The following is a 26,546-nucleotide window of genomic DNA, read 5'->3' on the forward strand; positions in this document are numbered from 1 at the left end:
CGTCGCACCAGCGCTGGGCAAATGGCCATCGGCTGCTATAAAAACTGAGTCACCCTGAGAACGGGACCCTACATGACTCAATTGCCGGCCTACGAGCAGTTGCCCGCCGCTCAGGGAGTCGCCAGCCAGAAGAAGGCCCTGCGCGCTGCCGGTGTCGTACTGGTGGTTGGCCTCCTGCTGACGGCCCTGCTGGGCTGGAATGTGTGGCGCAATGCCCGCATGGCCCTGGAGCAGCAGTTCGCCCTTACCGCCAATGAGCGCATCGACCGGGTACGCGAGCGGCTGTCGATGCAACTGAGCGAGCTGGAGTCGATCCAGCGCTTCTTCGAAAACTCCAGGACGGTTTCCCGCGAGGAATTCGAACATTTCGTCAGTCCCTTGCTGGGTGACACGCTGGGGTATGCCTGGCTGCCGCGCGTGGAACAACGCAATCGCGAAGCTTTCGAGGCCAGCGCGCACGCGGCCGGAATGCTCGACTACATGCTGTTTGAACTGAACCTGCAGGGGCAGCCGATTCCTGCCCAGGTTCGCGATCGCTATTTTCCGGTTCTCTACGGTGCCTCCGAGTATCTGGAGGAGATGCCGCTCGGCCTGGATCTCAACTCCACGCTGCCGGGGCGGGAACTGACACAGCGGGTGGTGAAGTCACGCTCGGTGGCCGCTTCGATGCCGGTCGTCCTGCCTGGTGCCCCTCCTGCGGACTCCACCGGTTTGTTGCTGGCGGCGCCGCTCTACCGCAACAGTGCGACGCCGAGCCCGACCGCGGAGACTCGCGTCGGTATCCAGGGCATCCTGCTGGCGGCGATCAGTTACCGGTTGCTCATCGAACAGGGAACCGAGGGCCGTAGCGAGCAGATGGCGCTGACCTTGCGCGATGCCGGTGATCCCCGGCCGGATGTACCGCTCTACCGTAGCCCGCTGACGGCCGACCAGACAGCCGGGCTGGTCGCGGAGCGCCATCTGCCTTTCGCTGGCCGCGACTACCTCGTGCGTGTCGAGCCTTCCAGCGACTTTCTGCGGCGCAACCAGGGACACCCGCAGCTCTGGGTAGTGTTCGCCGGTGGGCTGACCTCCGTGTTGCTGGCTAGCTACGTCCTGACCTTGCTCGGTCAGCGCCAGCGAGCCCTGCAACTGGTGGGCGAGCGAACCGCCGAGCTGCGGGCCAACCAGTTGGAGCTGCAGGAGAACCAGGCGCGCCTGCACTTCGCCATGGACAGTGCCGGTCATGGCGTCTGGGACTGGAGCCTGGATACCGGCAATGTGTTCTATTCCCACGCCTGGAAAGCCATGCTCGGCTACCGCGACAGCGAAGTGGGGGCGACCACCGACGAGAGCCTCAGCCGGGTTCATCCGGACGACAAGGACGCGCGCTGCGACGCGCTGCGCCGGCACCTTCGCGGCGAATCCTCGCTGTACCAGAGCGAGCACCGGCTGCGCTGCAAGAGCGGGCGCTGGCTCTGGGTACTCGATCGTGGGCAGGTGGTGGAGCGTGATAACGACGGAGCCCCGCGGCGCATGATCGGCACCCAGACCGATATCAGTTCGCGCAAGGCTGCGGAACTGGAACTGGGCGAAGTAAACAGCCGCCTGCATGGCCTGCTCGATGCGGCAACCCAGGTTGCCATTGTCTCGACCGACCTGCGTGGATTCGTGCGCAGCTTCAACGTGGGGGCCGAGCGGATGTTCGGCTACAGCGCCCAGGAGGTGATCGGGCGGCCGGTGCCGGAGAATGTCTTCGTCAAGGACGAGATCCGCCGCCGTGCGCAGGACCTGTCGAGTATCCTCGGGCGCGAGATTCGCGGCTTCGAGGTGGTAGGCGCGCTGGTGGGCGAGGGACACGAGGAACACGAATGGACATGTGTGCGCCGCGATGGCCGGCAGCTGAAGATCAACCTGATCATCACCGGTGTCCGTGATTCGGCCGGCAACACCACGGGTTACCTGGGCATCGCGACCGACATCACCCGGCGCAAGGAGGCCGAACTGGAGCTCCGGCGCCTGTCGGTCACCGATGCCCTCACCGGCATCCATAACCGCCGCTACTTCAAGGAGCAGCTGGATCAGGCCATGGCGCGCTGCTTGCGTAGCGGCGAGCCGTTGTCGCTGGTGATGTTCGATATCGACCACTTCAAGGACATCAACGACCAGTTCGGCCACGAGGCCGGCGATGTGGTGCTGGTCACCCTGTGCCAGCGTATTGCGCAGCGCCTGCGCAAGGTCGATGTGTTCTGCCGCCTGGGTGGCGAGGAACTGGTGGTGCTTTGCCCGGGCAGCACGACGGACCAGGCCTGGCAGTTGGCCGAGGCGCTGTGGCAGGCGCTGCGTGGCCAGCCGATGGAAGGCGTCGGCGTGGTCACGGCGAGCTTCGGCGTGGCGTCCTGGTGCTCGGGAGAAAGTGCGGACGACCTGATGCGCAAGGTGGATCGCGCGGTGTATCGCGCCAAGCGCCTGGGTCGGGATCGCCTGGAGCGGGTCGAAGCCTGAAACGAAAACCCCGGCCAGTGGCCGGGGTTCGTCATTGGATCAGCGCTTGGTGCTGCTGTAGAGGTCGAGCAGCACCTGGTCGAGGATCGACGAGGCGCCCCACGGCCGGTTGCTGTTGAGGATTGCCACCACCACCCAGGTGCGACCGTTGGCGTCCCGACTGAATCCGGCGAGGGCGCGCACGGTGTTCAGGGTTCCGGTCTTCACGTGGGCTTCGCCAGCCATGGGTGTGCCGCGCAGACGTTTGCGCATGGTGCCGTCCTTCGCCACGATCGGCAGCGAGGAAATGTATTCCGCGGCGTACGGGCTGTGCCAGGCAGCCTGCAGCATGGCCGCCATTTCGCGGGCACTGACGCGTTCGTCGCGGGACAGGCCTGAGCCGTTCTCCATCACCAGGTGGCTCGCGGTGATGCCTTTGCGCGCAAGCCACTGGCGGATCACTCGCTGGGCTGCCTGTGCGTCGTCTGCATCGGCGCCATTGCGGTACTGGCGGCCAACGGAGAGGAACAGCTGGCGGGCCATGGTGTTGTTACTGAACTTGTTGATATCGCGGATGATTTCCACGACGTCCGGCGACATGGCGCGGGCCACCAGGGTCGCGTTCTTCGGCACGGTGCCTTCGCGGTCCTTGCCGAGGATGCTGCCGCCCAGTTCCTGCCAGATGCCGCGCACGGCCCCGGCGGTGTAGGCGGGGTGCTCGAGGAGCGACATGTAGGTCTGTGCGCTGCAGCCCTGGGGAATCTGTCCGGTGGCAACCAGCGAGGTGCCGTCGAACTGGGTGACCGGGTTGAAGCGCAGTTTCGGCCAGGCCGGGCAGGCAGCGGCCTTGCTCACCTGGATCTGGTTGTCGATGCGCACGTTTGCCAGCGGCGGGTCCATCAGCACGGTGGCCTTGCTGCCTTCGGTGCGGATAACCAGGCGCACACTCTTCAGGTTGACCATCAGCGAGTCGGGGCCGACCAGGAAGGGTTTGTTGTCGTCGCCGCCGTCGTCATTGAACACCGGCAATTGCGGAATATTGAAGTAGCTGCGGTCCAGCACCAGATCGCCGGTGACCTTGCGCACGCCGTTGGCGCGCAGGTCGCGCATCATCAGCCAGAGCTTCTCCAGGTTCAGCTTCGGATCGCCGCCGCCCTTGAGGTAGAGGTTGCCATTGAGGGTGCCATCCTTGAGCTGGCCATCAGTGTAGAACTCGGTCTGCCACTGATAGGTCGGACCGAGCATTTCCAGGGCGGCGTAGGTGGTGAACAGCTTCATGGTCGACGCCGGGTTCACCGAGACGTCGGCGTTGAAATAGGTAGCGTTACCAGGGCCTTCCAGGGGAATCATCACCAGCGACAGGGCATCGTCTGTGAGTTTGCTGGCCCTCAGCGCTTTCTGTACGCGTTCGGGCAAGGTGCCATTGATCTGGGCAACGGCTGGCAAGGCGAGGGGCAATAAAGTAGCGAGAGCGAGGACACGCAGAGACTTGAACATAGAAAAGATGACATCCCAGTGGTCGGGCATTGACTTGATAAAATGAAAAGATGAAGCGCAACACTACAGATGAAATACTCCCTGTTGGATCGGGAGCTGCGGCACATTATGCCGCAAGCCGTTCCAGGATGCGCAGGCCTTCGAATGCCAGTCGTCTCGGAGAAGCTCCTCGGGAGATTAACTGCGCAAGTCCCGGATATGTTCCTGTCACAGTCGTATATCGAGCGGCGAAAGCCCTCCCGAGGAGAGAGTCATATGGCTACCCAGCGTTCCCGTCGTTTACGCAAGAAGTTGTGTGTCGATGAGTTCCAGGAACTCGGCTTCGAGTTGAGCTTCCAGTACAGGGAAGGGCTGGGCGAAGCGGCAATCGGCGAATTCATGCAGCGCTTTGCGGCTGTCGCGGTCGAGCCCAGCGATCTGGTCTACAGCGGCTGCGATGAGTATGGATTCATCTGCCTGGCTCGGCGCGGCTCGGTGAGTGCCGAGCAGCGGGAGTTTATCGACGGATGGCTGAAGCAGCAGCCGGAGCTCGCTGGTTTCAACCTCAGCCCGCTGATCGATGCCTGGTATCCGGACCAGCCGGTCAATTCCTCGGCTCGGTGAGGCTGAGCCCTCTATCCGCCTCGAGCGCATGCAGCAGCGCCCACTGATCGAGCGGCTTCGCCAGGCAGGCGAGGACGGGTAGGCCCTGCTCGCGCAGGTCCTTCTGCAGGGCCTGCAGTTCACCAGCTTCGCGGCAACTCAGGAAGACCGCCTGGCGAATATGGCCTGCCTCGACCAGTTCGCTGAGCAGTTCGATGCCGTTGGTGTTCGGCAGGTTGATATCGCAGAGCAGCAGGTCAAAAGGTTCATCACGGCGTGTGCACTCTTCACGCGCCTCGTCGGCATCAAGAGCAGGTGTCAATCTGAAGAAGCCCAACCTGTTCAGGTGCATCTGCGTGGCAATCAGCTGGAAAGGGTGATCTTCGACAATCAGAATGCTGAATTTGTTGTCCTGCACGAAATAGGCTCCAGGAAATTACCGGTGAAGAGCGGTATCTACCAATATGGAAAGTTGCGACAGCTATGAGTTGTCTCTATTGGTACTGGTTCGGATATTCTGTGGTTTTGGCTGTCGGGCGATGCGCCAGTCTTATTGCTTGGCGAATGTTATTTGTGTTTGCGGAACAGGCTCTTCTGGTCTTCGGTAGTTGTTTTAATAGTGTTCTCATCCTGTTTTCCTTGGGGCTGGCTGCGTGCTGTGAAGCCCAGCGTTATAGGCGATAGAGGAAGGCCCATGACTGTTCTCTAGCTAATCTGGCTTGGGAGGGAAATGGGGGATGGGGTTGGCAGGACGCTCACCGGCCGTGAATGTGATGAAAGTCAGCCATTCGAGGGGGAGGCCAATCACCAGCGAGCGCAGAGGGTGCTTCTGGGACGCCCTTTCCAGAGCGATCCAATTGCCCTCGGTCAGCCCTGCGTCGGGCTGCGGCGTCCGCATTTGGCGTGTCAAAGGTCAGAGTGTGCGGATTGAGCAGGTGCATATTGCAAGGTCGGTAGGCGGGAAATGCGGCGTCAGGGTCAAGGATTCTCAGGAATCCCGGTCAGCTTTTCTGCTGTTCTTCATCAGAAAATTCTTGTCGAATTAGATATGGCGTAAAAATATTTAAGATTACTTGTAGGAATTATTTAGATGTTGCGTAGGAAAACCCTCTAATAGCTAAAATCGAGGGTGGTTAATATCGACATGGCCTGCTCTACATATATCTTACCGAAGGACATTTTATCGAAGGGTCTGAGGGAGGAAGATGATGAGCAAAGTTCTAATTGTCGATGATCACCCAGTCATTCGCATGGCGATGCGCGTGCTGTTGGAAAAGGAAGGCCATGTCATCGTTGGTGAGACCGACAACGGCGTGGATGCTCTCTCGCTTGTCAAGGACCTGATCCCCGACCTGGTTGTTCTGGATATCGGCATTCCTCGCCTTGATGGCCTGGAGGTGATCAGCCGTATCTCCGCCTTCGAGTTGCCACTCAAGGTACTGGTGCTGACCGGGCAGAGCGCCTCTTTGTTCGCCATGCGCTGCATGCAGGCAGGTGCATCGGGTTTCGTCTGCAAGCAGGGCGGGCTGGCGGAGTTGATCAGCGCGGTCAATGCCGTGGTCGCCGGCTACAACTATTTCCCCAGCACGGCGGTGCGCCAGACGCGCCGCAACAATGGCCAGATGGACGATCAGGAGCTTATCCAGCGTCTGTCTGATCGCGAAATGGCCGTACTCCAGTACCTGGCGAACGGCTATTCGAACAAGGAAATCTCCGAGCAGATGTTCATCAGCAACAAGACGGTCAGCACCTACAAGACCCGGCTGCTGCTGAAGCTCAATGCCCACTCGCTGGTCGATCTGATCGAGTTTGCCAAGCGGAATGCATTGGTCTGAGGTGTGTGATGTGCCGCTTCCGCTTTCTTGTCGGTGTGTTGTTACTCATCTGTTGCGGATGGGTAATGGCGGAGCAGCGCGAGTGGACCCCGATCAACCTGCTGGCTCGTTCGAGCGACGAGCCAGTCAAGGTGCAACTGAGCGACACCGACTGGCAATGGCTCAGAGACAAACGCACGCTGAGGCTGGGCGTGACCGCGCCGGACTATGCCCCCTTCGATATTACCGGCAGCGGGACTGATCTGGAGGGCATCACGGCCGATGTCGTCGGCGTCATTGCCGATGCGCTCAATGTCCGCATCGAAGTACGACGTTATCCCGACCGCGATGCCGCTGTAGCGGCGTTGTCTCGCGGTGATATCGATCTGTTGAGTCGCGCCACGGGATACGAAGCCGCACGGCCGGACGTTGTGCTTTCCGTACCGTACTTTTCCAACCAGCCGGTCATCATCGGGCCGGAAAGCACGCGCCTGGAAAGCAACGGGCAACTGGTTGGCAAGCGTATTGCCGTGGTCAGCGACTACTACCCGGCGGATGATCGCGACAAATACCTGGCCGGCGCCACGGTACAAAGCTACCAGTCGGTGCGCCGCGCGCTGGAAGCGGTTGCCTTCGGCCAGGCGGATCTGTTCGTCGGCGATGCCTTCAGTGCCCAGTACCTGATCAGCCAGGGCTATCTGGCCAATCTCAAACTGCTCAACTTTGCCAGCTTCAACGGCCAGGGTTTCAGTTTTGCCTTGAATGCATCCGACCGGACACTGTTGGGCATCATCGATCGTACCCTGGACGCCATCCCGCGGCAGGCAGAAACGGCCATTCAGCGACGCTGGAGTTCTGGTGGTATCAGCGCGATCGCTGGCCAGCAGCTCATCCTGACCCCCCAGGAGCAGCGCTGGGTGGAGCGCCATCCGCGGCCGAAGGTCGTGATTGACCAGGCGTTGGCTCCCGTTTCGTTCTTTGATGCCCAGGGTCAGTTCCGTGGCATCGCTGCCGACTTGCTGGAGCTTATCCAGAGCCGTACCGGGGTCGAATTCGATGTGCGTCCGCAGCCAAGCGTCACGGCGATGCTGGAGCAGCTACGTACGGGAAAGGCCGATGTGATTGCGGCACTGACACCGACCATCCGACGCGAGGAGTGGCTGGGATTCACTCGCCCCTACATGACGGCGTCCTTCGTAGTCGTGGTGCCTGGCGGTAGTGATTGGCTGCACAGCCTGGATGACCTCGATGGCCACCGTGTCGCTGTTCCCAGAGGTTCGGTCATCGCGGACTTCATGCGCGCCCGCTACCCGCAGGTAAAACTGCTGGAAGTCGAGAACAATGTCGACGACCTGCCCATGATCAGTGAAGGAAAGGTGGACGCCGGCATTCACCTGCTGTCGTCGGCCAATTATCTGATCTCCCGCTATTACCCGGATCTCAAGATTGCCCTGGCTCTGGACAGCGAGCCTGGACAGTTTTCGCTGGCAGTGTCCCAGGCGGACCCGGAGTTGCTCAGTATTCTCAACAAGGCGCTGTTGGCCATCTCGCCCGAGGACTTGAGCAATATCACCACGCGCTGGTCGGCCAGTGTGGAAAGGCCGGACAGCATCTGGCAGGGCTACCGCCAGCAGTTCATTCAGCTTGCCTGGGCAGCGGCACTGGCGTTGTTCATCGTGCTGCTGTGGAACTGCTGGCTGTGGCGCAAGGTGCGCCGTCGGCGGGATTCGGAGAAAGAACTCAGCTACCGCCTCGAGTTCAAGCGTGCGCTGATCGATGGCATTCCTCAGCCCGTGGCGGTGCGTGATCACGAGGGGCGCCTGATCACCTGCAATATCGGTTTCCTCAAGGAGACCGGGATGCCTCGCGAATCGGCGGAAGGTTCGAGAATCGTCGATTGCCCCTGGTTGCAGTCGAGCGATGCCGAGGCGCTGCAGGAAATTCATCAGCATGCCATGGGTCAGGACGGCAAGGTGGCCTCCGATCTGATCCTGCAGATTCACAATGAAGTTCGCGAGATACATTACTGGGCCACGCCTTACCGCGGGCCGGCTGGCGAAATCTCCGGCGTGGTGACCGGCTGGATCGATGTCACCGAGCGCGAGCGGCTGCACCACCAGCTTGAGGCAGCGAAGGAGCAGGCCGAAGAAGCGAACCGGGCGAAGAGTACTTTCCTGGCCACCATGAGCCATGAAATCCGTACGCCGATGAATGCGGTGATCGGCATGCTGGAGCTGGCGCTGACCCGGGCCGACCAGGGGCATTGGGATCGCGAGCCGGTCGAGGTGGCCTATGATTCGGCGCATTCCCTGCTCACGCTGATCGGCGACATTCTCGACGTGGCGAAGATCGAGTCCGGGCGTTTGACGCTGATGCCGGAACGCGCCCACCTGCGCGAGCTGGTTGAGTCCGTAGCGCGCGTATTCGATGGGCTGGCGCGGCAGAAGGCGCTGGAGCTGCGGATGGAAATCGAGGCGGAGGCCGCCTGCGATGTGTTGATCGATCCGCTGCGGTTCAAGCAGATACTGTCGAACCTGGTCAGCAACGCCATCAAGTTCACTGACTTCGGCTACGTGAAGATTCGTGTCCATGGCGAGCGTGTTGCCGGCGAACGTCTGGCCCTTGAGGTCAGCGTGCAGGACAGCGGGATCGGTATCTCCGCGGAGGAAAAGCGCCAGTTGTTCGAACCCTTCAGCCAGGTCGCCCGTGGCGGCAGTGCCAGTCGCGGCGGCACGGGCCTGGGACTCACCATCTGCCGCAAGCTGGCGGAGATGATGGGGGGCACGGTGCGCATGGAAAGCCGGCCCGGCGAGGGCACCACGGTCACGGTTCGCCTCTTGCTGCAGACCCTGGAAAGCCTTCCCGAATGTGCTGTGAGCCAGGCCGTGATGGTCCCGGCGACAAGCCAGTCGCTGAAGGTACTGGTGGTCGATGACCATGCTGCCAACCGGATGCTGTTGACCCAGCAACTGAAACACCTGGGCCATCGGGTCGAAGTGGCATCCGACGGTTCCCAGGCACTCCAGCAATGGCATCCGGGTGATTTCGACCTGGTGATCACCGACTGCAACATGCCGGTGCTCAATGGTTATGACCTGGCTCGGCGAATTCGCGAGCTTGAAAGCGAAATGGAGGCCGAACCCTGCGCGATCTTCGGGTTCACGGCCAACGCCCAGCCCGACGAGATAGAGAACTGCCGGCGGGCTGGCATGGACGATTGCCTGTTCAAACCCATCGGCCTGGATAACCTGCGCGCGCGGCTGGCTGCCGTCGCGAAGATTTCGATTGCCCGGCAAGACCAGGAGACTGTGGAAGAGGAGCTGGTCGCTGGATTCGATCTGTCCTCCCTGAGGGAAATGACAGGTGGCAATCCTGGCCTGATTCGCCGCCTGCTGGAGGAGTTGCACAGCAGCAATCGAGTCGATATCGACCAGGTCCGCCCGCTCTGGGAGGCGGGGGACTGGAAGCAGTTGGGCGATCTGGCCCACCGCATGAGGGGCGCGGCTCGACTGGTCAATGCGGACAGGCTGCAGGAGCTCTGTAGCAAGCTCGAAGACGGCTGCCGGGACGCGCTCGACAGCGAGGAGCTGCGCAATCGGGCGCTGGCAGTGGAGCAGGAGATGGCGAGCTTGCAGGACGATTTGCTGCAGCAACTGCGCAAGCTGGCCGCCTAGCCCCTAACCTCTGGACTGTGCGCCGCTTCAGCTCGGGCTGGAGCGGCCGGTCATCTCGCGCGCCATCTCGGTCGCGTAGCTGTCGGTCATCCCGGCGATGAAGTCGATGACCCGAAGGAATGCGCGATAGAGCGTCCAGTCCGGGTCGGGGGCGTTGTTGCCGAGCAGGTCGAGGATGCGCTGGTTCTTGAAGGACGGCGTATTCTGGCCGTACTGCTCCAGCGCTGCGCCACAGAACGAGTTCAGCAGGATTTCCAGGGTGGTGTAGGCGCCGATCTCGTGCAACGTCTTGCGCTTGTCCTGGAATATTTTCTCCCGTGCCATGCCCTTGGCCCGCTGCACGCAGCGCTTGGCCGGACCATGCATATGTTCCACCAGGTCACCTTGCAGATTCCCCGCCAGCAGGGTCTTCTCCTGTTCGACGAAGGCGCGGGCAGCAGCATTGGTCAGGTGCTCGATCGCCTTGCCGCGCAGGATGGCCAGCTTACGCCGGCGCGAATCCCGGGGACCGAGCTGGCGATAGGTTTCCGGCAGGTCGTCGCCGACCAGATCGAGCAGCAGCGACTCGACTTCCGCGTAATCGAGCAAGTCCATTTCCAGGCCGTCTTCCAGGTCGATCAGGCCGTAGCAGATGTCGTCCGCCGCCTCCATCAGATAGACCAGCGGATGGCGTGCCCAGCGTTCGTTCTCCACTTGCGGCATGCCCAGCTTGTGGGTGATCTGCTCGAGTAGCGGCAGCTCGCTCTTGGTAATTACACAACCACTTCTTATATTGATTGCGGGGTACACATAAATAGGTATTTTCCGGCAGATTTTTCTTTGGATTCAGTTTCTTAGGGTTTGATGCTTCAGTGGGTAAGATTTTGCCAAATGCTTTTTCTGTCCATGTGGTCAGGATTTGATTGGCAAGGTATAGATGTTCGAGAGCATTTGATGACTTGTAATTTTAATGGCCTTAAGCTATGAGTGCATTGTGGGGGGGGGCTGCGGGCTAAGCCTGCTAGAACTCCGTTGCTAGGATGCTTTTTGAGTAGCTCATCGGTAGTATCTAAATGCCTATTGCACATAATCTTTCAAAGATATTTACTCAGACACTTGAGCAAGCTGTAGATGGTGTTGTTGTTATTGATACTGAGAACAATGTTGTTCTTTTTAATCGTGCGGCGGAAACTCTGTGGGGTTATAGCAGGGATGAAGTGCTAGGGCGTAATGTGAAGATGCTCGTTCCTTTAGGGATGCAATCTGATCACGATGATTACATAAATGAAAATCGTCGGACGGGTGTCAATAAAATTGTTGGCAGTACGCGAGAAGTCCCGATTCATAGAAAGGATGGCTCTCAGCGTTGGGGAGCTATGTCGATCTCTCGCGTCGAAAGTGAAGGTCTGGTTGTTTATACTGCTTTTGTGAAAGATGTTACTGATAGGCGTAAAGAGCGTCAACGCACCAAGCTACTATCAATGGTTGCGAATGAGACGGACAATGCAATTGTTATTACCGATCATGAATGGAAGATTGTCTTTGTAAATAAAGGGTTTGAGCGTATTTTTGGTTATTCATCTGACGAGGTTGATGGCTTAAGGCCTGCTGCTCTGATAGTACCGCATTTGAGTGAGGCGAGAATTGAGGAGGTCCACTCTAGGTTGAAGGCCGGGTTGTCTTTTAAAGTTGAGGAGTTGACGCGTCTTAAAAGTGGTGAGCGTATATGGTCGAATATTGCAATTAGTCCTATCTTGAGTGCTGGTGGCGAGCTTGTTAATACTGTCACTGTGCTTGCTGATGTGACGGGGTCAAAGATACACGAGGTTATTCAAAGTGCTATACTGGATGCCATGGTGCGGGAGAATCCTCTAGAGGAGGTAATGGATCTGGTATGTAGGGAAATTGAATTGGTTGAGCCTGATATAAAGATAGCTGTTATACAGGTTGATGAGGATGGGGTCATGCATCCGCTGGCGGCCCCGAGTCTGCCGGTTGAGTATGCAAGGCTGTTAGAGGGGATGCAGGTAAAGAATTGTGTCGGTTCTTCCAGCAAGGCTGCTTACTATGGTGAGTCTATTGTTACGAAAGATATTGAGCAAGATCCAATATGGGATGGCTTGTCAGAAGACTTTTTGAGGTTGGGGATTAAAAGCTCTTGGTCTACGCCTGTCAAGAATACAAAGGGAAATGTTATTGGTGTACTTGTTTTTTATTACTCAGTGCGTCGGGTTCCTTCAGGTCTTCATAAAATGATGATGGAGGTTGCTTCGCCGCTTTGTGCTCTTGCGATGGAGCGTGAAGAGGATAGGGAGAACATACGACAGTTAGCGTTTTATGATAGCCTTACCGAACTCCCCAATCGCAGTCTATTGCACGCTAAAGCAGACCATGCTTTGGTTGATGCAAGGAGATCAAGAAGCTCAATGTCGGTCCTGTTTATAGATTTGGATCGGTTCAAGCAAGTTAACGATTCGCTTGGGCACCCTGCGGGTGACGTGTTGCTTAGGGCTATTGCTGAAAGATTATTATGCAATCGCCGAGCGTCTGATATCGTAGGGCGGCTGTCTGGAGATGAATTCGTTGTGGCTCTACCAAACTGTGGTAGTGAACATGTTACTGAGATTGTTGAGGAAATAAAGAAGTCTATATCAAGGCCGATTAGTATTGGTGGGGTTGTTTTGTCGCCGTCCGCCAGCATAGGGATTAGTGTGTATCCGCAAGACGGTCATGATATGGCGACTTTGATACATCGTGCTGATATGGCCATGTATCAAGCAAAAGGAAGCGGGAGAGGTAGGTTTAGTTTCTTTAGTCCTGAACTGAATCAATTGGCTCTAGAAAGGCAGGAGTTGGAAAGTGCATTGCGGTTGGCAATAGATGGCGGTGAGCTTAAGTTGCACTATCAGCCGCAAATTAATGTGGGTGACGGGACGCTCTATGGTGTTGAAGCTTTGGCTAGGTGGCGGCACTCAAAGTTTGGAGAAGTTTCTCCTTCGAGGTTTATTCCTCTTGCTGAAGAGTGTGGCCTGATAGGGGACTTAGGTGCTTGGGCTGTAAGGGAAGCTTGTCGTCAGCTTGCAAGCTGGAGGCGAAAAGGGCTGAAAATACCTGCCGTTTCTGTGAATTTGTCGCCAAGTAATTTTCATAATTTAGATCTTGGTGGGATGATACTGAGGACTCTATCGCAGCATGATTTAAAGGTTGGCGATTTGACTTTGGAGCTAACGGAAAGTGTTTTGCTTGATACGAATCCTAATACTATGAAGGTGTTGGGTGATGTCAGCTCAAAAGGGATTAAGTTGGCGATGGATGATTTTGGTGCGGGCTACTCTAGTTTAAGCTATCTTAGGAAGCTTCCGATTCAAGAGGTAAAGCTAGATAAGAGTTTTGTTCTTGAATTGGAAACAGATGAGACAAGTAGAGCACTTAGTGAGGCTGTGCTTAGGATAGGTGATAGTTTGTGTTTAAAAGTTGTCGCTGAAGGCGTTGAAGAGCTGGGGCAATACAAGGTTCTCAAGGAGCAGGGTTATCATGTTGCTCAAGGGTACTTTCTTTCAAAGCCGCTTGCTCCCAGAGAATTAGAAGAATGGGTTTCCAATCTCTGTAACTAATTTAGTTTTCACGTGGGTGATGATATGTTTTTCAAGGGTAAGGATTTAAAAGAAAAGCTTGAGGAAGTTAGTGAAAAGCTTTTTTCGTTGGAGCAGGTTAGGAAAAGTCTTGATGATGAAATGTTAGTGCTTCGATTGGGTTCTCAAGGTGTTATTATAGAGGGTAATGGTAATTTTTTACGTGAAATGATGTATTCGGCTGAAAAATTGGCTGGGAGGCCAATTTTTGACTTGGTTCCAGATTTTGCTCGGAATACAGATCATTTTAACCGCATGAAGAATGCTGTTCAGTCTGGGAAGCATTGGGTTGGTGCTCTTCAAGCTTGTAGGGGGAATGGGGAGGAGGCATGGTTGCGTGTGATTATTCAGCCAATTAGAAGCTCAACGGGGGTGCTTTCTCATCTCTCAGTGTATGCCACTGACCTTACCCGAACTATCGAGGAGTCCTGTGAGCATGAGAATTTGATTGGGGCTTTGCAACGTTCAACTGCAGTTATTGAATTTGATCTAGATGGTATGGTTTTAACTGCAAATGATAGATTTTTAAGTGCAATGGGTTACAGCTCAGAGCAAATAAAAGGAAAGCACCACAGGATTTTCTGTGAGCCTGCAGAGTCATCCTCTAAAGAATATGAGGGTTTTTGGGAGAGGCTCCGAAGGGGAGAGTTTTTGGCGGGTCGCTTTAAGCGTATAGATAGCTATGGTCGGGTTGTGTGGCTGGAAGCCTCGTATAGTCCAGTTTCGGACTCTTATAAAAGACTATATAAGGTGGTTAAGTTTGCAACTGTCATTACTGAGCAAGTTAACCGCGAGCAGGCAGTGTCTGAGGCGGCTGATATAGCTTATGGTACTTCGAGGAATACTGATGAAAGTGCACGGCGTGGTAGCGGAGTGGTTCAGGATACAATGAGGGTAATGCAGGAGTTGGCTGCTCAAATGGAAGCGGCTGTAGAGGGTATTCGTGCACTAGATCAACAGTCTCAATTGGTTGGTGGGATTGTAAAAAGTATTGGGGGGATTGCTGATCAGACTAATTTGCTTGCACTCAATGCTGCGATTGAAGCGGCAAGGGCTGGTGAGCAGGGACGGGGGTTTGCTGTAGTTGCTGATGAGGTAAGACAGCTTGCATCCAGAACTACGAAGGCGACGAAAGAAATTGTCGATGTGGTTTCTAAAAACCAAAAAATGGCGGAAGAGGCTGTTCGAATCATAGAGCAGGGTAAAATGCATGCGGTACAAGGTCTTGAGCTTTCTGCTGAGGCAGGAAATGTTATATGTGAAATTCAGGAGGGGGCTCAACAAGTGGTTGAGGCGGTAGAGCGTTTTGCTAATAGGTTGGGTAACTGATTGGTCTTGTGAGTTTGTGTTTTGCTGATGTCAATGGCTTGTGATTTTTTGTGTGTTGTTCCTTCGCCCGGAGGTGCTATGGACAGAATGAGTTGGGATAAGTTGTTGAATACTACTCGATTAGGTGGACGCCCCCCGAAGTCGGAACTTGGTCGTTCCCCCTTCCATTCGGACCACGATAAAGTCATTTTCTCAGGTGCGTTCAGACGCCTTGCAAGAAAGACTCAGGTACATCCTCTGGCGACCAATGACCATGTGCATAATCGCCTGACCCATAGTTTGGAGGTGGCTTGTGTAGGTAGGACGCTCGGAGTCCGAGTTGGGCAGGAGCTTTTGAAGGAAAAGCTAATACCTGATTACTATTCAGCTTCTGATATTGGCGATATCGTACAAACGGCATGTCTCGCTCACGATATTGGTAACCCGCCTTTTGGACACACTGGTGAAGAGGCAATACGTCATTGGTTCACTAATGACGTAGGTGCGAAGATGATTGAGTGCTTGCCTTTCAATGAGGCTACTGACTTTCGTAGATTTGAAGGGAACGCCCAAGGGTTCCGAGTGTTAACAACTTCAGAGTATCATCCGTATGATGGGGGTATGCGTCTAACTTATGCATCGTTGGGGGCTTTTATAAAGTATCCATGGATGGCAGGTGATGCAGTTAATCAGTTGCGACCTGTTAAAAATAAATATGGTGTTTACTGCTCGGAACTTGGTTTTTTCGATGAGGTGGCGGATGCGACGGGGCTGTTAAAGCTTGGTAATGGCTGGCGTTGCCGCCATCCATTAGCTAACTTGATGGAGATTTCAGATGACTTTTGCTACGCCATCCTTGATCTGGAGGATGGTGTGGAGATGGGTATTCTCGAATGGGATAAGGTTTTTGATATTTTGTGCCTCGTTCTCGGTGAGCAACAACGGGACCAGTTGGCAAAAGAAACTCAAGGCATGAAGCTAGGGCGTAGATTATCTATGGCTCGCGGTAAGGTTATCTCTGCATTCGTAGATGCAGGGGTGGCTGCTTTTATGAGTAATTATGATGAAATTATGGCTGGGAAGGCTCTTGGTATATTTGAACTGTGTAGTAGTAATGTGCGTGATTGCGTAAACTCTGCCAAAATTCTTGCACGCGAGGAAATTTTCCAACATCCGCGTAAAGTTGAGCTTGAAATAGGGGCTTATAGCACGATATCAACGTTGTTGCAAGTTAGCTGTTCGGCTGCTCTAAGTTTTGCTAGGAATGGCGGAGTCGCTGATTCAAAGACCAAGCGAGTAGTCGATTTAATGGGACTTGACTTGGTTGCTATAAACGCTCGCGAAAATGTTTCAAAGGACTACTCCGCGATTATGCAGGTTCTGGACTACGTGAGTGGCATGACTGATAACTACGCCGTGCATTTGGCTCGACAGTTTAGTGGTATGGGCGGTGAGCGAATTTAGGTGGATTGGCTCTCGCCAATGGTGGTATGTTCAAGTTCAGCAAAGCCCTCCTTATTCTTTTTTTGATTATCAAATTTAATTCTCATGCCAAAATAGTTGCACTTATAACTTTTTGGCTGTTGATTTTCAAAAAATATCATTTTTGGCTGTTTACTATAGCCACAGCTCGCTGCGGTAGCAGCCGAACTTGTGCTTCTTGTAGCCCAGCGAGTCGGCGTGCCGCGCCGTCCAGGGATACTTCAGGTAGGTGCCAAGGGTGGCGTAGGTCAGCCGCGTGCCGCCGTCGAACTGGTGGTATTCCAGTTGAGTGAGAACGCGAAAGCCCTGGGCGTTGCCTTCGAAATGCAGGAAGTCCGAGCTTTCCACTTCGCTCATGCCATCCAGCCAGCCGCGTCCGGCGGCCTGTTGGAACCAGTGGCGGATGGCGTCCTCGCCGGAGTGGCCGAAGGGCGGGTTGCCGATGTCGTGGGCCAGGCATGCGGACTGCACGATCACGCCCATGTCCGCCGGATCGCACCATTCCGGGAGGCGGTCGCGAATGATCTCGCCGACGCGCATGCCAAGCGAGCGGCCGACACAGCCGACCTCCAGCGAGTGGGTCAGGCGGGTATGGATATGGTCATTGCTCGACACCGGGTGCACCTGGGTCTTGCGTCCCAGACGGCGGAAGGCCCCGGAAAAGATGATGCGGTCGTGGTCCTTGTGGAAGGCGCTGCGGCCGAGTTCGGCGCTGCTATGCACCGGTTTGCCGAGGCGCTCCCGGGGGAGCAGGGTGTGCCAATCCATTCTACGTTCCGCGATCGAGAGAGTTACCGGCAACGCTAGCTGTTCGCGCCGGCAATCTCAATCGCGGCGCTAGAGGCCTTCGGCGTCGATGTCGATGAGCAGAAGTCGTCGACCCTGGTCGATGAACTGGCCGGCGGTCATGCAGTACTGGTTGGTGGTGGCGTCGCGGTAGGTGTTGGAGAGTGTCAGGCGGCGCTCTTCCCAGCCCTCGGCGAGCAACTGGTAGAAGTAGGGGCGCCACGACCAGTTGTGCCCCAGATAGCGTCGGTTCTCCTTCCAGAACAGGCCGTTCCATTCCAGGTTCGGCGACGTCTGGGTGCCGTGGCGGTCGCACTGGTAGATGCGCAGCAGGCGGCTGAAGGATTCCGGTGCCGGTGGCAGGCTGCTGAGCATGGCGCCGCCTTCGGCCCAGGGGCGCAGCATGTTCATCAGTTCGGCGAGTTGCTGGCGTAACTGGATGAGGTTGGCGCGCTCCTGCAGCTTGCGATGCACGTAGTGATCGCGGCGCTGCGCGAAGGCGTCGCGGAACGCATCGCTGGCGGGGAAGTCCAGCGCCGGTTTGGCGAACAGGTAGCCTTGCACGTAGCGTGCGCCGCACTCCAGGGCAAAGTCCATTTCCTCTTCGGTTTCCACGCCTTCGGCAATGATCCAGCAGCCGGTCTTCTCGGCCATCTGCGCCAGGGCTTTCACCACTTCGCCGCTGGGGCCGCCGCGGGCGGCTTCCTGGAACAGGCGCATGTCCAGCTTGAGGATGTCCGGCTGCAGCGCCAGCACGCGGTCCAGCTGCGAGTAGCCGGCACCGAAGTCGTCGATGGCGATGCGTGCACCGGCATCGCGGTAGCGCGCCACCACTTCCGGCAGGCGCTGGTGGGCGCCGCCCAGTTCGGTGATCTCGAAGACCACACGCTCCGGAGGTACGCCTTGCTGCTGTAGCTGCTTGAGGCTGGGCAGCGGTTGATTGGGGCGCAGGCGGCTGATCCAGCGTGGAGAGATGTTCAGGCTGAGGAACCAGTCCTTGGGGGCCTCATGGATGCGGGCGAGGGCGGCATCGCGGATCTGGCGGTCGAGGCGGCGCAGTTCGGCCAGGCCGACTCGCGGGTTGAAGAACAGTGGGCCGACCGAGTGCAGGTCGCCGTTGTCCTGGCGCAGCCGGCCCAGTGCTTCGACGCCAGCGATCAGGCCGGTCGCGGTGTCGATGAAGGGCTGGAAGCAGGCGATGGGTTGCCCGTCGATCAAGGGACACATCCTTAGTGGCGTGACAGGAAAGCGCTGGAGCGCAGCTCACTGTCACTTTGCAAGAATGTGGCCAGTCTAGACCTCAGAGAGGTGTCGAGGGCGCGGGCGGGTCCTTGGGCTCGGGTTTGCTGCGCATTTGCAGGATCAGCGGTGCGAGGGCGATGCCGACACGCAGCAGGCGTACCCAGCGGCGTTTGCGGCCGAGCAGCAATGCCAGTGCGGCTGCTCCGCCAGCGCCCCAGAGCGGAGTGCTGCCGCTCAGGCCGCTGCGCAGGTTCTGGCCGAGGCTGCGCGCCTGTTTCAAGGGCTGCAACAGCAGTTCGCCTTCCTGGCGGATTTGCTGGCGCTGCATTTCCAGGCGCAGGCGGATGATGGCCTTGCGCAGTTCTGCACGGCTGAGGTTGCGGGCGTCCGGCATTTCGCTCATGGCAACAGGCGCTCCCGATCGCGGGCCAGTTCTTCGAGGGTGGCGCTGAATGGCGAGCTCTCGTCGCTGACCAGCATGTGCAGGCGCCAGGCGCAGAACAGGCTGCCGCCGATGTAGAAGAGGCAAAGGCCGATGGCGGCCTGCAGGCGGTAGCTGTCCCAGAAGATGATCAGCACCAGCACTGACAGCGCGACCAGCAGCAGCAGGGCGAAGACCAGCGCGAGTCCGGCCATCAGCAGCATCTGAACCGTGCGGGTCTTTTGCTCCTGCAGTTCGACACCGAGCAGCTCGACATGCCCGTGCAGCAGACCGAGGACCGCGGCGCCGAAGCGCCGCGGGGAAGGGGAGTTGGCCGAAGACTTCGGTCCGGCGTCCATTCCGTCGCTCATCGATCAGCGCCGGCTGACCAGCAGACCGAGCAGGAAGCCGACGCCAGCGGCGATGCCCACGGCTTGCCATGGATGATCGCCGACGTAGTCTTCGGTGGCGTCCACGGCGGCCTTGCCCTGGTCGCGCACGGAGTCCTTGGTGGAATAGATGGCGTCGCGGGCGCGCTTGAGGCTTTCGTGGATCTGCGCGCGCATCTGGTCGGCTTCGGCGCCGGCCAGGTCGGCCGAGCTCTGCAGGAGTTTTTCGGTGTCGCTGACGAGGGCCTGGAATTCGGCCAGGAGTTCATCCTTGGCGGCGTTCACTGCGGTCTTGCGAGGCATGTGATGCTCCTTGTGCGGGTTGAGGTTCCTAGTTTTCGAGCCCCAGGCTCGCTGGAAAGTTTCTCATAAATTCACCATGGGGCCGCTCTCGCGTGAGAGTTGAAGCCTAGCTGCTATTGGTTTCGCTGGTGGTATGCCGCTTGCATTTCTCTGGTGCGCATGGAGAGCGGAGCGCCCCACGGCGGGGCGTTCCCGATGCCTGGAAAGGCCGGGAATCGAAGCTCAAACCACTGAAAAACATAAGGAAGTACAGGAAATTGCAACGCTGCTCGAATGGCTTCCGGGCCATTCTGGGTCAGCGCTCGGCCCCTCTGTGGTGCGCCACTGCTTCAGTGTGGTGCGGTGCGGGGTGGCCGCGAGCCGTTTTGGTGCTTTCCCCTTGACCTCCGGGGCTGCCTGTAGCGATGGAAAACCTCAATAGTGCCGTAGAGACGCTGGTCCACGGCTCCAACACGCTGTTCCTCCTGATGGGCGCGGTCATGGTGCTGGCCATGCACGCAGGCTTCGCGTTCCTGGAAGTGGGCACGGTGCGCCTGAAGAATCAGGTCAACGCCTTGTCGAAGATTCTCTCGGACTTTGCCATTTCGGCTCTGGCCTACTTCTTCGTGGGCTACTGGATCGCTTATGGCGTTACCTTTCTGCAACCGGCGGCGCAACTGACGACTGAAAACGGCTACGCGCTGGTGAAGTTCTTCTTCCTGCTGACCTTCGCCGCGGCGATTCCCGCGATCATTTCGGGTGGCATTGCCGAGCGGGCGAAATTCGGCCCGCAGTTGGTCGCCACCGCGCTGATCGTGGCTTTCGTCTATCCCTTCTTCGAAGGGCTGATCTGGAATGGCAACTACGGTTTTCAGGGCTGGCTGAAGGCCGAGTTCGGCGCGGCCTTCCATGATTTCGCCGGCTCCGTGGTGGTGCACGCCTTTGGCGGCTGGCTGGCGCTGGCGGCGGTGGTCCTGCTCGGTCAGCGCAATGGCCGTTATCGCGAGGGGCGACTGGTGGCCTTCGCTCCGTCGAACATTCCGTTTCTGGCGGCGGGCTCCTGGATCCTGATCGTCGGCTGGTTCGGCTTCAACGTGATGAGTGCGCAATCCCTGGCAGGTGCAAGCGGGTTGGTGGCGGTGAACTCGCTGCTGGCGATGGTCGGCGGCACCGTGGCGTCGCTGCTGGTCGGCCGCAATGACCCGGGCTTCCTGCACAACGGTCCGCTGGCTGGGTTGGTGGCGGTATGCGCGGGTTCCGATCTGATGCACCCCATCGGTGCCCTGGCCACCGGCATGGTGGCAGGTGCACTGTTCGTCTGGGCCTTCACGGCGACCCAGGTGCGCTGGAAGATCGACGACGTGTTGGGCGTCTGGCCGCTGCACGGTCTGTGTGGCGCCTGGGGCGGTATCGCCTGCGGTATTTTCGGTCAGCAGGCGCTGGGTGGCCTGGGTGGGGTCAGCCTGGCCAGCCAGGCGATCGGCACGCTGCTCGGGGTGACGCTAGCCTTCGCGGGTGGCTTGCTGGTGTACGGCCTGGTGAAGTCGACGGTAGGCATCCGCCTGACGAAGGAGGAGGAGTACTACGGCGCCGACTTGTCGATCCACAAGATCGGGGCGCTCAGTCAGGACTGAAGGATATTGTAGGAGCGAGCTTGCTCGCGAACGTTTCGCGCCGGAGTGGCGGTCGAGAGGTTCGCGAGCAAGCTCGCTCCTACGAAAGAGAAAGAAAAAGCCCGGCGGATGCCGGGCTTTTTCGTTATGCAGTGCGGGTTACCAGAGCGGCATGGTGTAGCTGACGATCAGACGGTTCTCGTCGTAGTCGTTGGTGTAGTTGGTGCGCATGGTTGCGTTGCGCCACTTCACGCCGAGGTTCTTCAGCGGGCCATCCTGGAAGACATAGGCGATGTCGGTGTCGCGTTCCCATTCCTTGCCTTCGCCGGAGGTGGTGATCAGGTCGATGTTGTCGCCCTTCACGTAGCGGGTCATGAAGGTCAGGCCGGGGATGCCGAGGCCGGCGAAGTTGTAGTCATAGCGCGCCTGCCAGGACTTCTCGTCCTTGTTGGCGAAGTCGCCGATCTGGATGTAGTTCACCAGGTAGGGGTCGGTGCCGTTGATGTAGGCGAAGCCGGTGTCGCCGCTCATCTTCTGGTAGCCGACGCCAAACGCGTGGTAGCCCAGGGCATAGGTGAACATGGCGTTGAGCGCCTTGTTGTCGACGTTGCTGCCGCCGTCGTCGTCGGACTTGGCCCAGCGGATGTCGGACTTCAGCGACTGCTTGTCGGCAATCGGCAGCACGTGGATCAGGCCCAGGTAGTGCTGCTTGTAGATGTCTTCCAGGCCGCCGTAGTGGTAGCTGGTGCTGAGGCTGTCGGTCCACTTGTAGGTGAGGCCGCCGAAGAGGAACTTGTTGCTGGTGGTGGCATCGCCGAGCTTGATGTTGCGCTTGCCACCGCCGGTAATGGTCATGTCCTCGTAGTCGGAGGAGTCACGCTGGTTCACCTGGTAGAGGCGGCCGCCATCGACGGTCAGGCCGTCGAGTTCCGCGGAGTTCAGGGCGAAGCCGCTGAAGGTCTGCGGCAGCAGGCGGGTATCGTTGTACTGCACCACCGGCATCTTCGGCAGCAGGGTGCCGGCCTTCAGGGTGCTCTTGGACGCGCGCAGCTTGGCGGTGATGCCCAGGTCGCCATAGCTGTCTTCAGCACGACCGTCACTGCGCGAGCGCTGCAGCAGGCCAGTGCCGCTGCGGTCCGGCGAGGAGTCGAGTTTCAGGCCCAGGGTGCCCAGGGCGTCGACGCCGACACCGATGGTGCCGTCGGTGTAGCCCGATTCGTACTTGAGAATGAAGCCTTGTGCCCATTCCTCGGCCTTGTTCTGGCTCGGGGCCGGGCTGTCCTGGCGGAAGTCGCGGTTGAAGTAGAAGTTACGCAGTTCGACGGTGGCCTTGCTGTCCTTGATGAAGTCAGCGTGGGCGAGTGTCGGAAGGATAAAGCTGGTACCCAGCGTGGACAAAGCCACGGCACGGGCGATCGGGGTCTTGCTCATTGTTATTGTCTCCTCGAGCGCTTGGGGCAGTTCGGTGATACCGGGTGGATCAGGCCGGCATGTCGATCTGTTACAGCCTATCTACTAAATCATTACCGAATGTTGACGACTCTTAGACCTTAGTCGCTGATTAGTGAGCTGGCTATTGAAGCGCTGAGCGGCGACTGGCGCGGCTTTCACTGAATCCACTGGGGGTAGTAGCCGAGCTTGTCCTGCACCTGCGCGTCGTGGGCTGGCACTACGGTCAACTTTGGATAGGCAAGCATCAGTTCGTGCACGCGAGCCACTTCGGCCAATGTCTGCTCGCGGTCGCTGTCCACCAGTTTGCGACTGACCCAGAACTTCTCGTGGGGGCCGGTGAAGCCGGACAGGCGCCAGGTGGTGTCGCCGCTGAAGAAGAAGCGGCGACCATCATCCAGGGTGATGAACAGGCCAACCGAACCGGGTGTGTGGCCGCGCATCGGCACCAGTACCAGGCTGCCGTCGCCGAACAGATCGAGGCTGCGGTCGTAGCTCAGGAAGGGGCCGGACTCGAACTGGAACGGCTGCCACTTCAGCGGATGACGGAATTGGCTGGGAAACACGGCTGGCGGCTGGGCGATGTGGGCGTAGTTGATCTCTTCGTAGGTTGCCCACACCGGCACGTCCGGGAAGTCAGCCAGACCCGAGGCGTGGTCCCAGTGGGCGTGGGACAGGATGATCCGGTCGATACGTATGCCGCTGCCCAGTAACTGGTCTCGTGCGGGTTTCAGGCCCTCGTACTGGAACAGCGGCTTGTCCCACCAGGGCATGTCCTGCTTGAACTGCGCGTCTGCCTGGCTGCCCAGTCCGGTGTCGAACAACAACGTCGCGGCGTGGTGCTGGATCAGTACCGCGGTGTGGTTGAGCGGGACTTTTTGCGTCCAGTCGCCGCCGGCCACGGTGAAGGCGTCCAGGGTAGTGACGCCGGAAGTGCGGATCAGCGAGAAGCGCAGCTCGGCGGCCTCGGCGGTCAGGCCGGCGAGGGCGAACAGCCCGGCCAGCAGCAGGGATGGCAGACGCATTGGAATTTCCTTTTCTTGCAGCGCAGAGGTGCGCCGCCGCGAGAGCGGCGGCGTACAGGGTCAGAGTGCGGGTTGGGCGACATAGCCGGGCAGGGCGCGCACACGTGCCAGCCAATCCTGCACATAGGGATAGGCGGACGGTTCCAGGCCGCCCTCCGGCGCCAGTGCGACGTAGGGATAGACGGCAATGTCGGCGATGCTCGGTTTTTCGGTCTGCGCCAGCCAGCGGTGGTCGGCCAGCGTCGCATCCAGCAGTTCCAGGGCATGACGGCCCTTGGCCTGGGCTGTGCCCAGGTCGCCCGGGCGCTTGAACAGCAGAATCACCCGTGCCAGGGCCAGGCCGTGCTGTACCTCGTTGGCCGAGTAGCTCAGCCAGTTGGCGATGCGCCCCTGGGTCATGGCGTCCTGGGGGGACCAGTGCGGCTCGCCGTATTGCCGTGCGAGGTAGGCCAGGATGGCGTGGGAGTCGCCCAGGCGCAGTTCGCCGTCTTCCAGTGCTGGCACCTGGCCGCGCGGATTGATCGCCAGGAAGGCCGGGCGCTTGTGTGCGCCACCCTGGAGGTCCACCTGCACCCATTCAGCCTTCTGGCCGATGAGCCCGAGGAACAGACGAACCTTGTAGCAGTTACCGGAAAGCGCGACGTCGTGGAGTTTCATGGCGAGAGCCCTGTGCATTGTTGTGGGGACAGCGAGATAGATATTAGACAGACAGGTCTGTATAGTTCAAGCAAAATGACCGCTCGCCAATCGACATCCGCGCTGCCGCTTCCGGCAACTGTCCGGCTCCCCATGGGCAGCAAGCCTCGCGCATAATGTGCGGTCAGGAGGTAATGCCATGGCATCCAGCAAACGCGAGCTGCTGCTCAACACCGCCCAGGTCCTGTTCTACCGCGAGGGCTACCACGCCACCGGCATCGATCGGATCCTTGCCGAGTCGGGCGTCGCGAAGATGACGCTGTACAAGCACTTCAAGTCCAAGGACGAGCTGATCATGGCGGCGCTGGAAGAGCGCCACGCACGTATGGTCGAGCGCATGGAGGTGGCCGAACGCATCCTCGCGCCCCGCGAGGCGATCCTGGCGATCTTCGATGGCCTGCAGGAGGTGCTCGACAGCCCGGACTTCTGCGGATGTGCTTTCATCCATGCGGCCGGTGAATTCCACGACCGCGGCCACCCCATCCATCAGCAGGCCGCCGAGCACAAGGCTTTCCTCGGGCGCTTCTTCACAACCCAGCTGGAACGCCTGGGCGCCGCACAACCTCAGGCGCTGGCCCGCCAGCTGCAATACCTGCTCGAAGGCGTGCTGGTGATGGCGCACATGCAGGGCCCGGCGCAGCAGGGGCGAGAAGCCCGCGCCATGGCCGATACGCTGCTCAAGCACGCCGGAGTCTGACCCCATGCAATCGCCCCTGGAGTCTCACATGCCCCCCGAATGCCAACTCTTCGGCACCCTTGGCTGCCACCTGTGCGAAGTGGCCGAAGCGGTGCTCATGCCCTTCGTCGAACACGGCCTGCTGGTCGAACTGGTGGACATCGCCGATCGCGAGGAGTGGGTCGAGCAATATGGCTTGAGCATTCCCGTGCTGCGCCGCTGCGATTCCGGCGCCGAGCTGAACTGGCCCTTCGACGCCGAACAAGTCGCTACTTTCCTCAGCCGCTGACGCGTATGGCGGCTTTCCCTCTCCTCAATCAGCCGATACGAGGCGCAATGCAATGAAGATCGGATTTCTCGGACTGGGCGGCATGGGCGCTGCCATGGCTGCCAACCTCATCAAGGCCGGCCACCAGGTCGTCGTTTGGAATCGCTCGCCCGGCGCCGCCGAGCCACTGGTGGCGCTGGGTGCCGTTGCCGCCACTACGCCTGTGCAGGCTTTCGACGTCGAGCTGGTGATTTCCATGCTCGCCGACGACAACTCCACCCGCGCCGTCCTGCTGGACAGTGGCGCCCTGGCCTCGGCCAAGGCCGGGCTGGTGCACCTGAGCATGGCCACGCTGTCTACCGCCCTCGTCGGTGAACTGGTCGAATTGCACCGCGAGCAGGGCGTCGAGTTCGTCGCGGCGCCGGTGTTCGGGCGCACCGATGTTGCCGCTGCCGGCAAGCTGAACATCCTGGTCGCCGGCCCCGAGGCCGCCATTGCCAAGGCGCAGCCGGTGCTCGACGTGCTGGGACAGAAGACCTGGCCGCTGGGCGACGATCCGCTGCGCGCCGTGGCGGTGAAGATCGCCGGCAACTTCATGATTGCCAGTGCCATCGAGGCGATGGGCGAGAGTGCGGCCCTGGTGAAGACCTACGGCGTGGCGCCGGGCGAGTTCATGGAGATCATGGGCAATACCCTGTTCAACGCGCCGGTATACCGCAACTACGGTGCGCTGATTGCCGAGCAGCGCTTCGATCCGGCGGCGTTCCGCCTGGTGCTCGGTCTGAAGGACGTGGGACTGGCGCTGTCGGCAGGGCAGGAGCAGCACGTGCCGCTGCCGTTTGCCAGCATCCTGCGCGATAACCTGCTGGAAGCCATCGCCCACGGCGACGGCGAACTGGATTGGAGCGCGTTGTCGCAGGTGGCGCTGCGCAAGTCTGGGCAGCTCTGATTCGCCCATGAAAAAGCCCGTCCGGCTGGACGGGCTTTTTTGTGCCTGAAGATTGGCCTGCATGAAAAATCGCAGGCAATAAAAAACCCGCCGTCAGGCGGGTTTTTCGGGATTTGGTCGGAGCGACTGGATTCGAACCAGCGACCTTCTCGTCCCGAACGAGACGCGCTACCAAGCTGCGCTACGCTCCGTTTGTTGGCGCGCATTCTACCGAAAAACTTTTGATGCACAAGGGGTTAGCGAAAAATATTTGAAAATATTTTTTGCTTCCCGGTAAAACGCGAACGCCCCGCAGACCGGTCAGGAGCTGCGGGGCGTT

At 58.8% G+C, this 26,546-nt stretch carries 19 protein-coding genes, 1 tRNA gene and 4 pseudogenes; 12 read left to right on the plus strand and 12 right to left on the minus strand.

What is annotated here, in order from left to right; all coding sequences use genetic code 11:
- The first annotated feature begins 72 nt into the window (after positions 1-72).
- Positions 73-2,484 carry a sensor domain-containing diguanylate cyclase gene (locus L6D89_RS01980; protein WP_236198580.1) on the plus strand — a complete coding sequence of 804 codons (2,412 nt, stop codon included), beginning with the start codon at positions 73-75 and terminating at the stop codon, positions 2,482-2,484.
- Positions 2,485-2,523: 39 nt separating this feature from the next.
- Here L6D89_RS01980 and dacB read toward each other — a convergent pair whose 3' ends face one another.
- Complete coding sequence (gene dacB / locus L6D89_RS01985) at positions 2,524-3,960, minus strand: D-alanyl-D-alanine carboxypeptidase/D-alanyl-D-alanine endopeptidase (RefSeq protein WP_236170936.1); 1,437 nt, start codon at positions 3,958-3,960, stop codon at positions 2,524-2,526.
- A gap of 255 nt (positions 3,961-4,215) precedes the next feature.
- Here dacB and L6D89_RS01990 point away from each other — a divergent pair, with 255 nt between their 5' ends.
- Positions 4,216-4,563 (plus strand): YggL 50S ribosome-binding family protein, encoded by a 348-nt coding sequence (locus tag L6D89_RS01990; protein ID WP_236170935.1) that lies wholly within the window; start codon positions 4,216-4,218, stop codon positions 4,561-4,563.
- Here the strand turns inward: L6D89_RS01990 and L6D89_RS01995 are convergent.
- Positions 4,544-4,960, minus strand: coding sequence for a response regulator (locus tag L6D89_RS01995; protein ID WP_236198581.1), 417 nt, complete (start codon positions 4,958-4,960; stop codon positions 4,544-4,546). The two genes, L6D89_RS01990 and L6D89_RS01995, sit on opposite strands and share 20 nt — an antisense overlap.
- 790 nt (positions 4,961-5,750) lie before the next feature.
- On the opposite strand from L6D89_RS01995, the gene L6D89_RS02000 reads away from it, so the two are divergent.
- Positions 5,751-6,377, plus strand: a complete 627-nt coding sequence (locus tag L6D89_RS02000; protein ID WP_236170933.1) for a response regulator transcription factor — start codon at positions 5,751-5,753, stop codon at positions 6,375-6,377.
- A gap of 65 nt (positions 6,378-6,442) precedes the next feature.
- The gene (locus L6D89_RS02005) at positions 6,443-10,030 is read left to right on the plus strand and encodes a transporter substrate-binding domain-containing protein (RefSeq protein ID WP_236198582.1); all 3,588 of its coding nucleotides are present in this window, start codon (positions 6,443-6,445) and stop codon (positions 10,028-10,030) included.
- 27 nt (positions 10,031-10,057) lie between these two features.
- Here L6D89_RS02005 and L6D89_RS02010 read toward each other — a convergent pair.
- Positions 10,058-10,792, minus strand: a pseudogene (locus L6D89_RS02010) (deoxyguanosinetriphosphate triphosphohydrolase); the annotation flags it as partial.
- 290 nt (positions 10,793-11,082) lie between these two features.
- Between L6D89_RS02010 and L6D89_RS02015 the strand changes: the two are divergent.
- The 4 genes and pseudogenes from L6D89_RS02015 to L6D89_RS02030 all read left to right on the plus strand — a co-directional run bounded on the left by L6D89_RS02015 (position 11,083) and on the right by L6D89_RS02030 (position 16,413).
- Positions 11,083-13,623: an EAL domain-containing protein gene (locus L6D89_RS02015; protein ID WP_236198583.1), complete on the plus strand. Its 2,541-nt coding sequence runs from the start codon at positions 11,083-11,085 to the stop codon at positions 13,621-13,623.
- Between the two features lie 120 nt (positions 13,624-13,743).
- Positions 13,744-14,430 (plus strand): annotated as a pseudogene (locus L6D89_RS32730) (PAS domain-containing protein); the annotation flags it as partial.
- 108 nt (positions 14,431-14,538) lie between these two features.
- A pseudogene (locus L6D89_RS32735) lies at positions 14,539-14,970 on the plus strand (methyl-accepting chemotaxis protein); the annotation flags it as partial.
- A gap of 78 nt (positions 14,971-15,048) precedes the next feature.
- On the plus strand, positions 15,049-16,413 hold the full coding sequence (locus L6D89_RS02030) for a deoxyguanosinetriphosphate triphosphohydrolase (protein WP_236198584.1): 1,365 nt from the start codon (positions 15,049-15,051) through the stop codon (positions 16,411-16,413).
- A 162-nt stretch (positions 16,414-16,575) separates the two neighbouring features.
- On the opposite strand, the pseudogene dgt reads toward L6D89_RS02030, so the two are convergent.
- The 5 genes and pseudogenes from dgt to L6D89_RS02055 all read right to left on the minus strand — a co-directional run.
- Positions 16,576-17,199, minus strand: a pseudogene (gene dgt, locus L6D89_RS02035) (dGTP triphosphohydrolase); the annotation flags it as partial.
- A gap of 69 nt (positions 17,200-17,268) precedes the next feature.
- Positions 17,269-18,435 carry an EAL domain-containing protein gene (locus L6D89_RS02040; protein WP_236198585.1) on the minus strand — a complete coding sequence of 389 codons (1,167 nt, stop codon included), beginning with the start codon at positions 18,433-18,435 and terminating at the stop codon, positions 17,269-17,271.
- Between the two features lie 82 nt (positions 18,436-18,517).
- Positions 18,518-18,862 (minus strand): hypothetical protein, encoded by a 345-nt coding sequence (locus tag L6D89_RS02045; protein WP_236198586.1) that lies wholly within the window; start codon positions 18,860-18,862, stop codon positions 18,518-18,520.
- Positions 18,859-19,239 (minus strand): phage holin family protein, encoded by a 381-nt coding sequence (locus tag L6D89_RS02050; RefSeq protein ID WP_236170928.1) that lies wholly within the window; start codon positions 19,237-19,239, stop codon positions 18,859-18,861. Before L6D89_RS02050 ends, L6D89_RS02045 begins: the two co-directional genes overlap by 4 nt.
- Positions 19,240-19,254: 15 nt before the next feature.
- A complete protein-coding gene (locus L6D89_RS02055) occupies positions 19,255-19,572 on the minus strand; it encodes an ElaB/YgaM/YqjD family protein (protein WP_045211754.1) in 318 nt (105 codons plus the stop codon).
- Between the two features lie 404 nt (positions 19,573-19,976).
- Between L6D89_RS02055 and L6D89_RS02060 the strand changes: the two genes are divergently transcribed.
- A complete protein-coding gene (locus tag L6D89_RS02060; protein WP_236198587.1) occupies positions 19,977-21,185 on the plus strand; it encodes an ammonium transporter in 1,209 nt (402 codons plus the stop codon).
- A 138-nt stretch (positions 21,186-21,323) separates the two neighbouring features.
- Here the strand turns inward: L6D89_RS02060 and L6D89_RS02065 are convergent, their stop codons facing one another.
- The 3 genes from L6D89_RS02065 to L6D89_RS02075 form a co-directional block, all read right to left on the minus strand.
- Positions 21,324-22,595, minus strand: coding sequence for an OprD family porin (locus L6D89_RS02065; protein ID WP_236198588.1), 1,272 nt, complete (start codon positions 22,593-22,595; stop codon positions 21,324-21,326).
- 176 nt (positions 22,596-22,771) lie between these two features.
- Positions 22,772-23,638: an MBL fold metallo-hydrolase gene (locus tag L6D89_RS02070; RefSeq protein ID WP_236198589.1), complete on the minus strand. Its 867-nt coding sequence runs from the start codon at positions 23,636-23,638 to the stop codon at positions 22,772-22,774.
- A 60-nt stretch (positions 23,639-23,698) separates the two neighbouring features.
- A complete protein-coding gene (locus L6D89_RS02075) occupies positions 23,699-24,295 on the minus strand; it encodes a glutathione S-transferase family protein (RefSeq protein WP_236198590.1) in 597 nt (198 codons plus the stop codon).
- A 178-nt stretch (positions 24,296-24,473) separates the two neighbouring features.
- Here L6D89_RS02075 and L6D89_RS02080 point away from each other — a divergent pair, with 178 nt between their 5' ends.
- The 3 genes from L6D89_RS02080 to L6D89_RS02090 are packed head-to-tail and all read left to right on the plus strand — an operon-like array spanning position 24,474 to position 26,227.
- Positions 24,474-25,031, plus strand: a complete 558-nt coding sequence (locus L6D89_RS02080; protein WP_236198591.1) for a TetR/AcrR family transcriptional regulator — start codon at positions 24,474-24,476, stop codon at positions 25,029-25,031.
- Between the two features lie 28 nt (positions 25,032-25,059).
- Positions 25,060-25,299 carry a glutaredoxin family protein gene (locus tag L6D89_RS02085; protein ID WP_275094673.1) on the plus strand — a complete coding sequence of 80 codons (240 nt, stop codon included), beginning with the start codon at positions 25,060-25,062 and terminating at the stop codon, positions 25,297-25,299.
- A 52-nt stretch (positions 25,300-25,351) separates the two neighbouring features.
- Positions 25,352-26,227: an NAD(P)-dependent oxidoreductase gene (locus tag L6D89_RS02090; protein WP_236170921.1), complete on the plus strand. Its 876-nt coding sequence runs from the start codon at positions 25,352-25,354 to the stop codon at positions 26,225-26,227.
- A gap of 114 nt (positions 26,228-26,341) precedes the next feature.
- On the opposite strand, the gene L6D89_RS02095 is transcribed toward L6D89_RS02090, so the two are convergent.
- A tRNA-Pro gene (locus tag L6D89_RS02095) sits at positions 26,342-26,418 on the minus strand.
- Positions 26,419-26,546 lie beyond the last annotated feature (128 nt).

The sequence above is a fragment of the Pseudomonas pseudonitroreducens genome, from assembly GCF_021603645.1.
GTDB classification, from domain to species: Bacteria; Pseudomonadota; Gammaproteobacteria; order Pseudomonadales; family Pseudomonadaceae; genus Pseudomonas; species Pseudomonas pseudonitroreducens.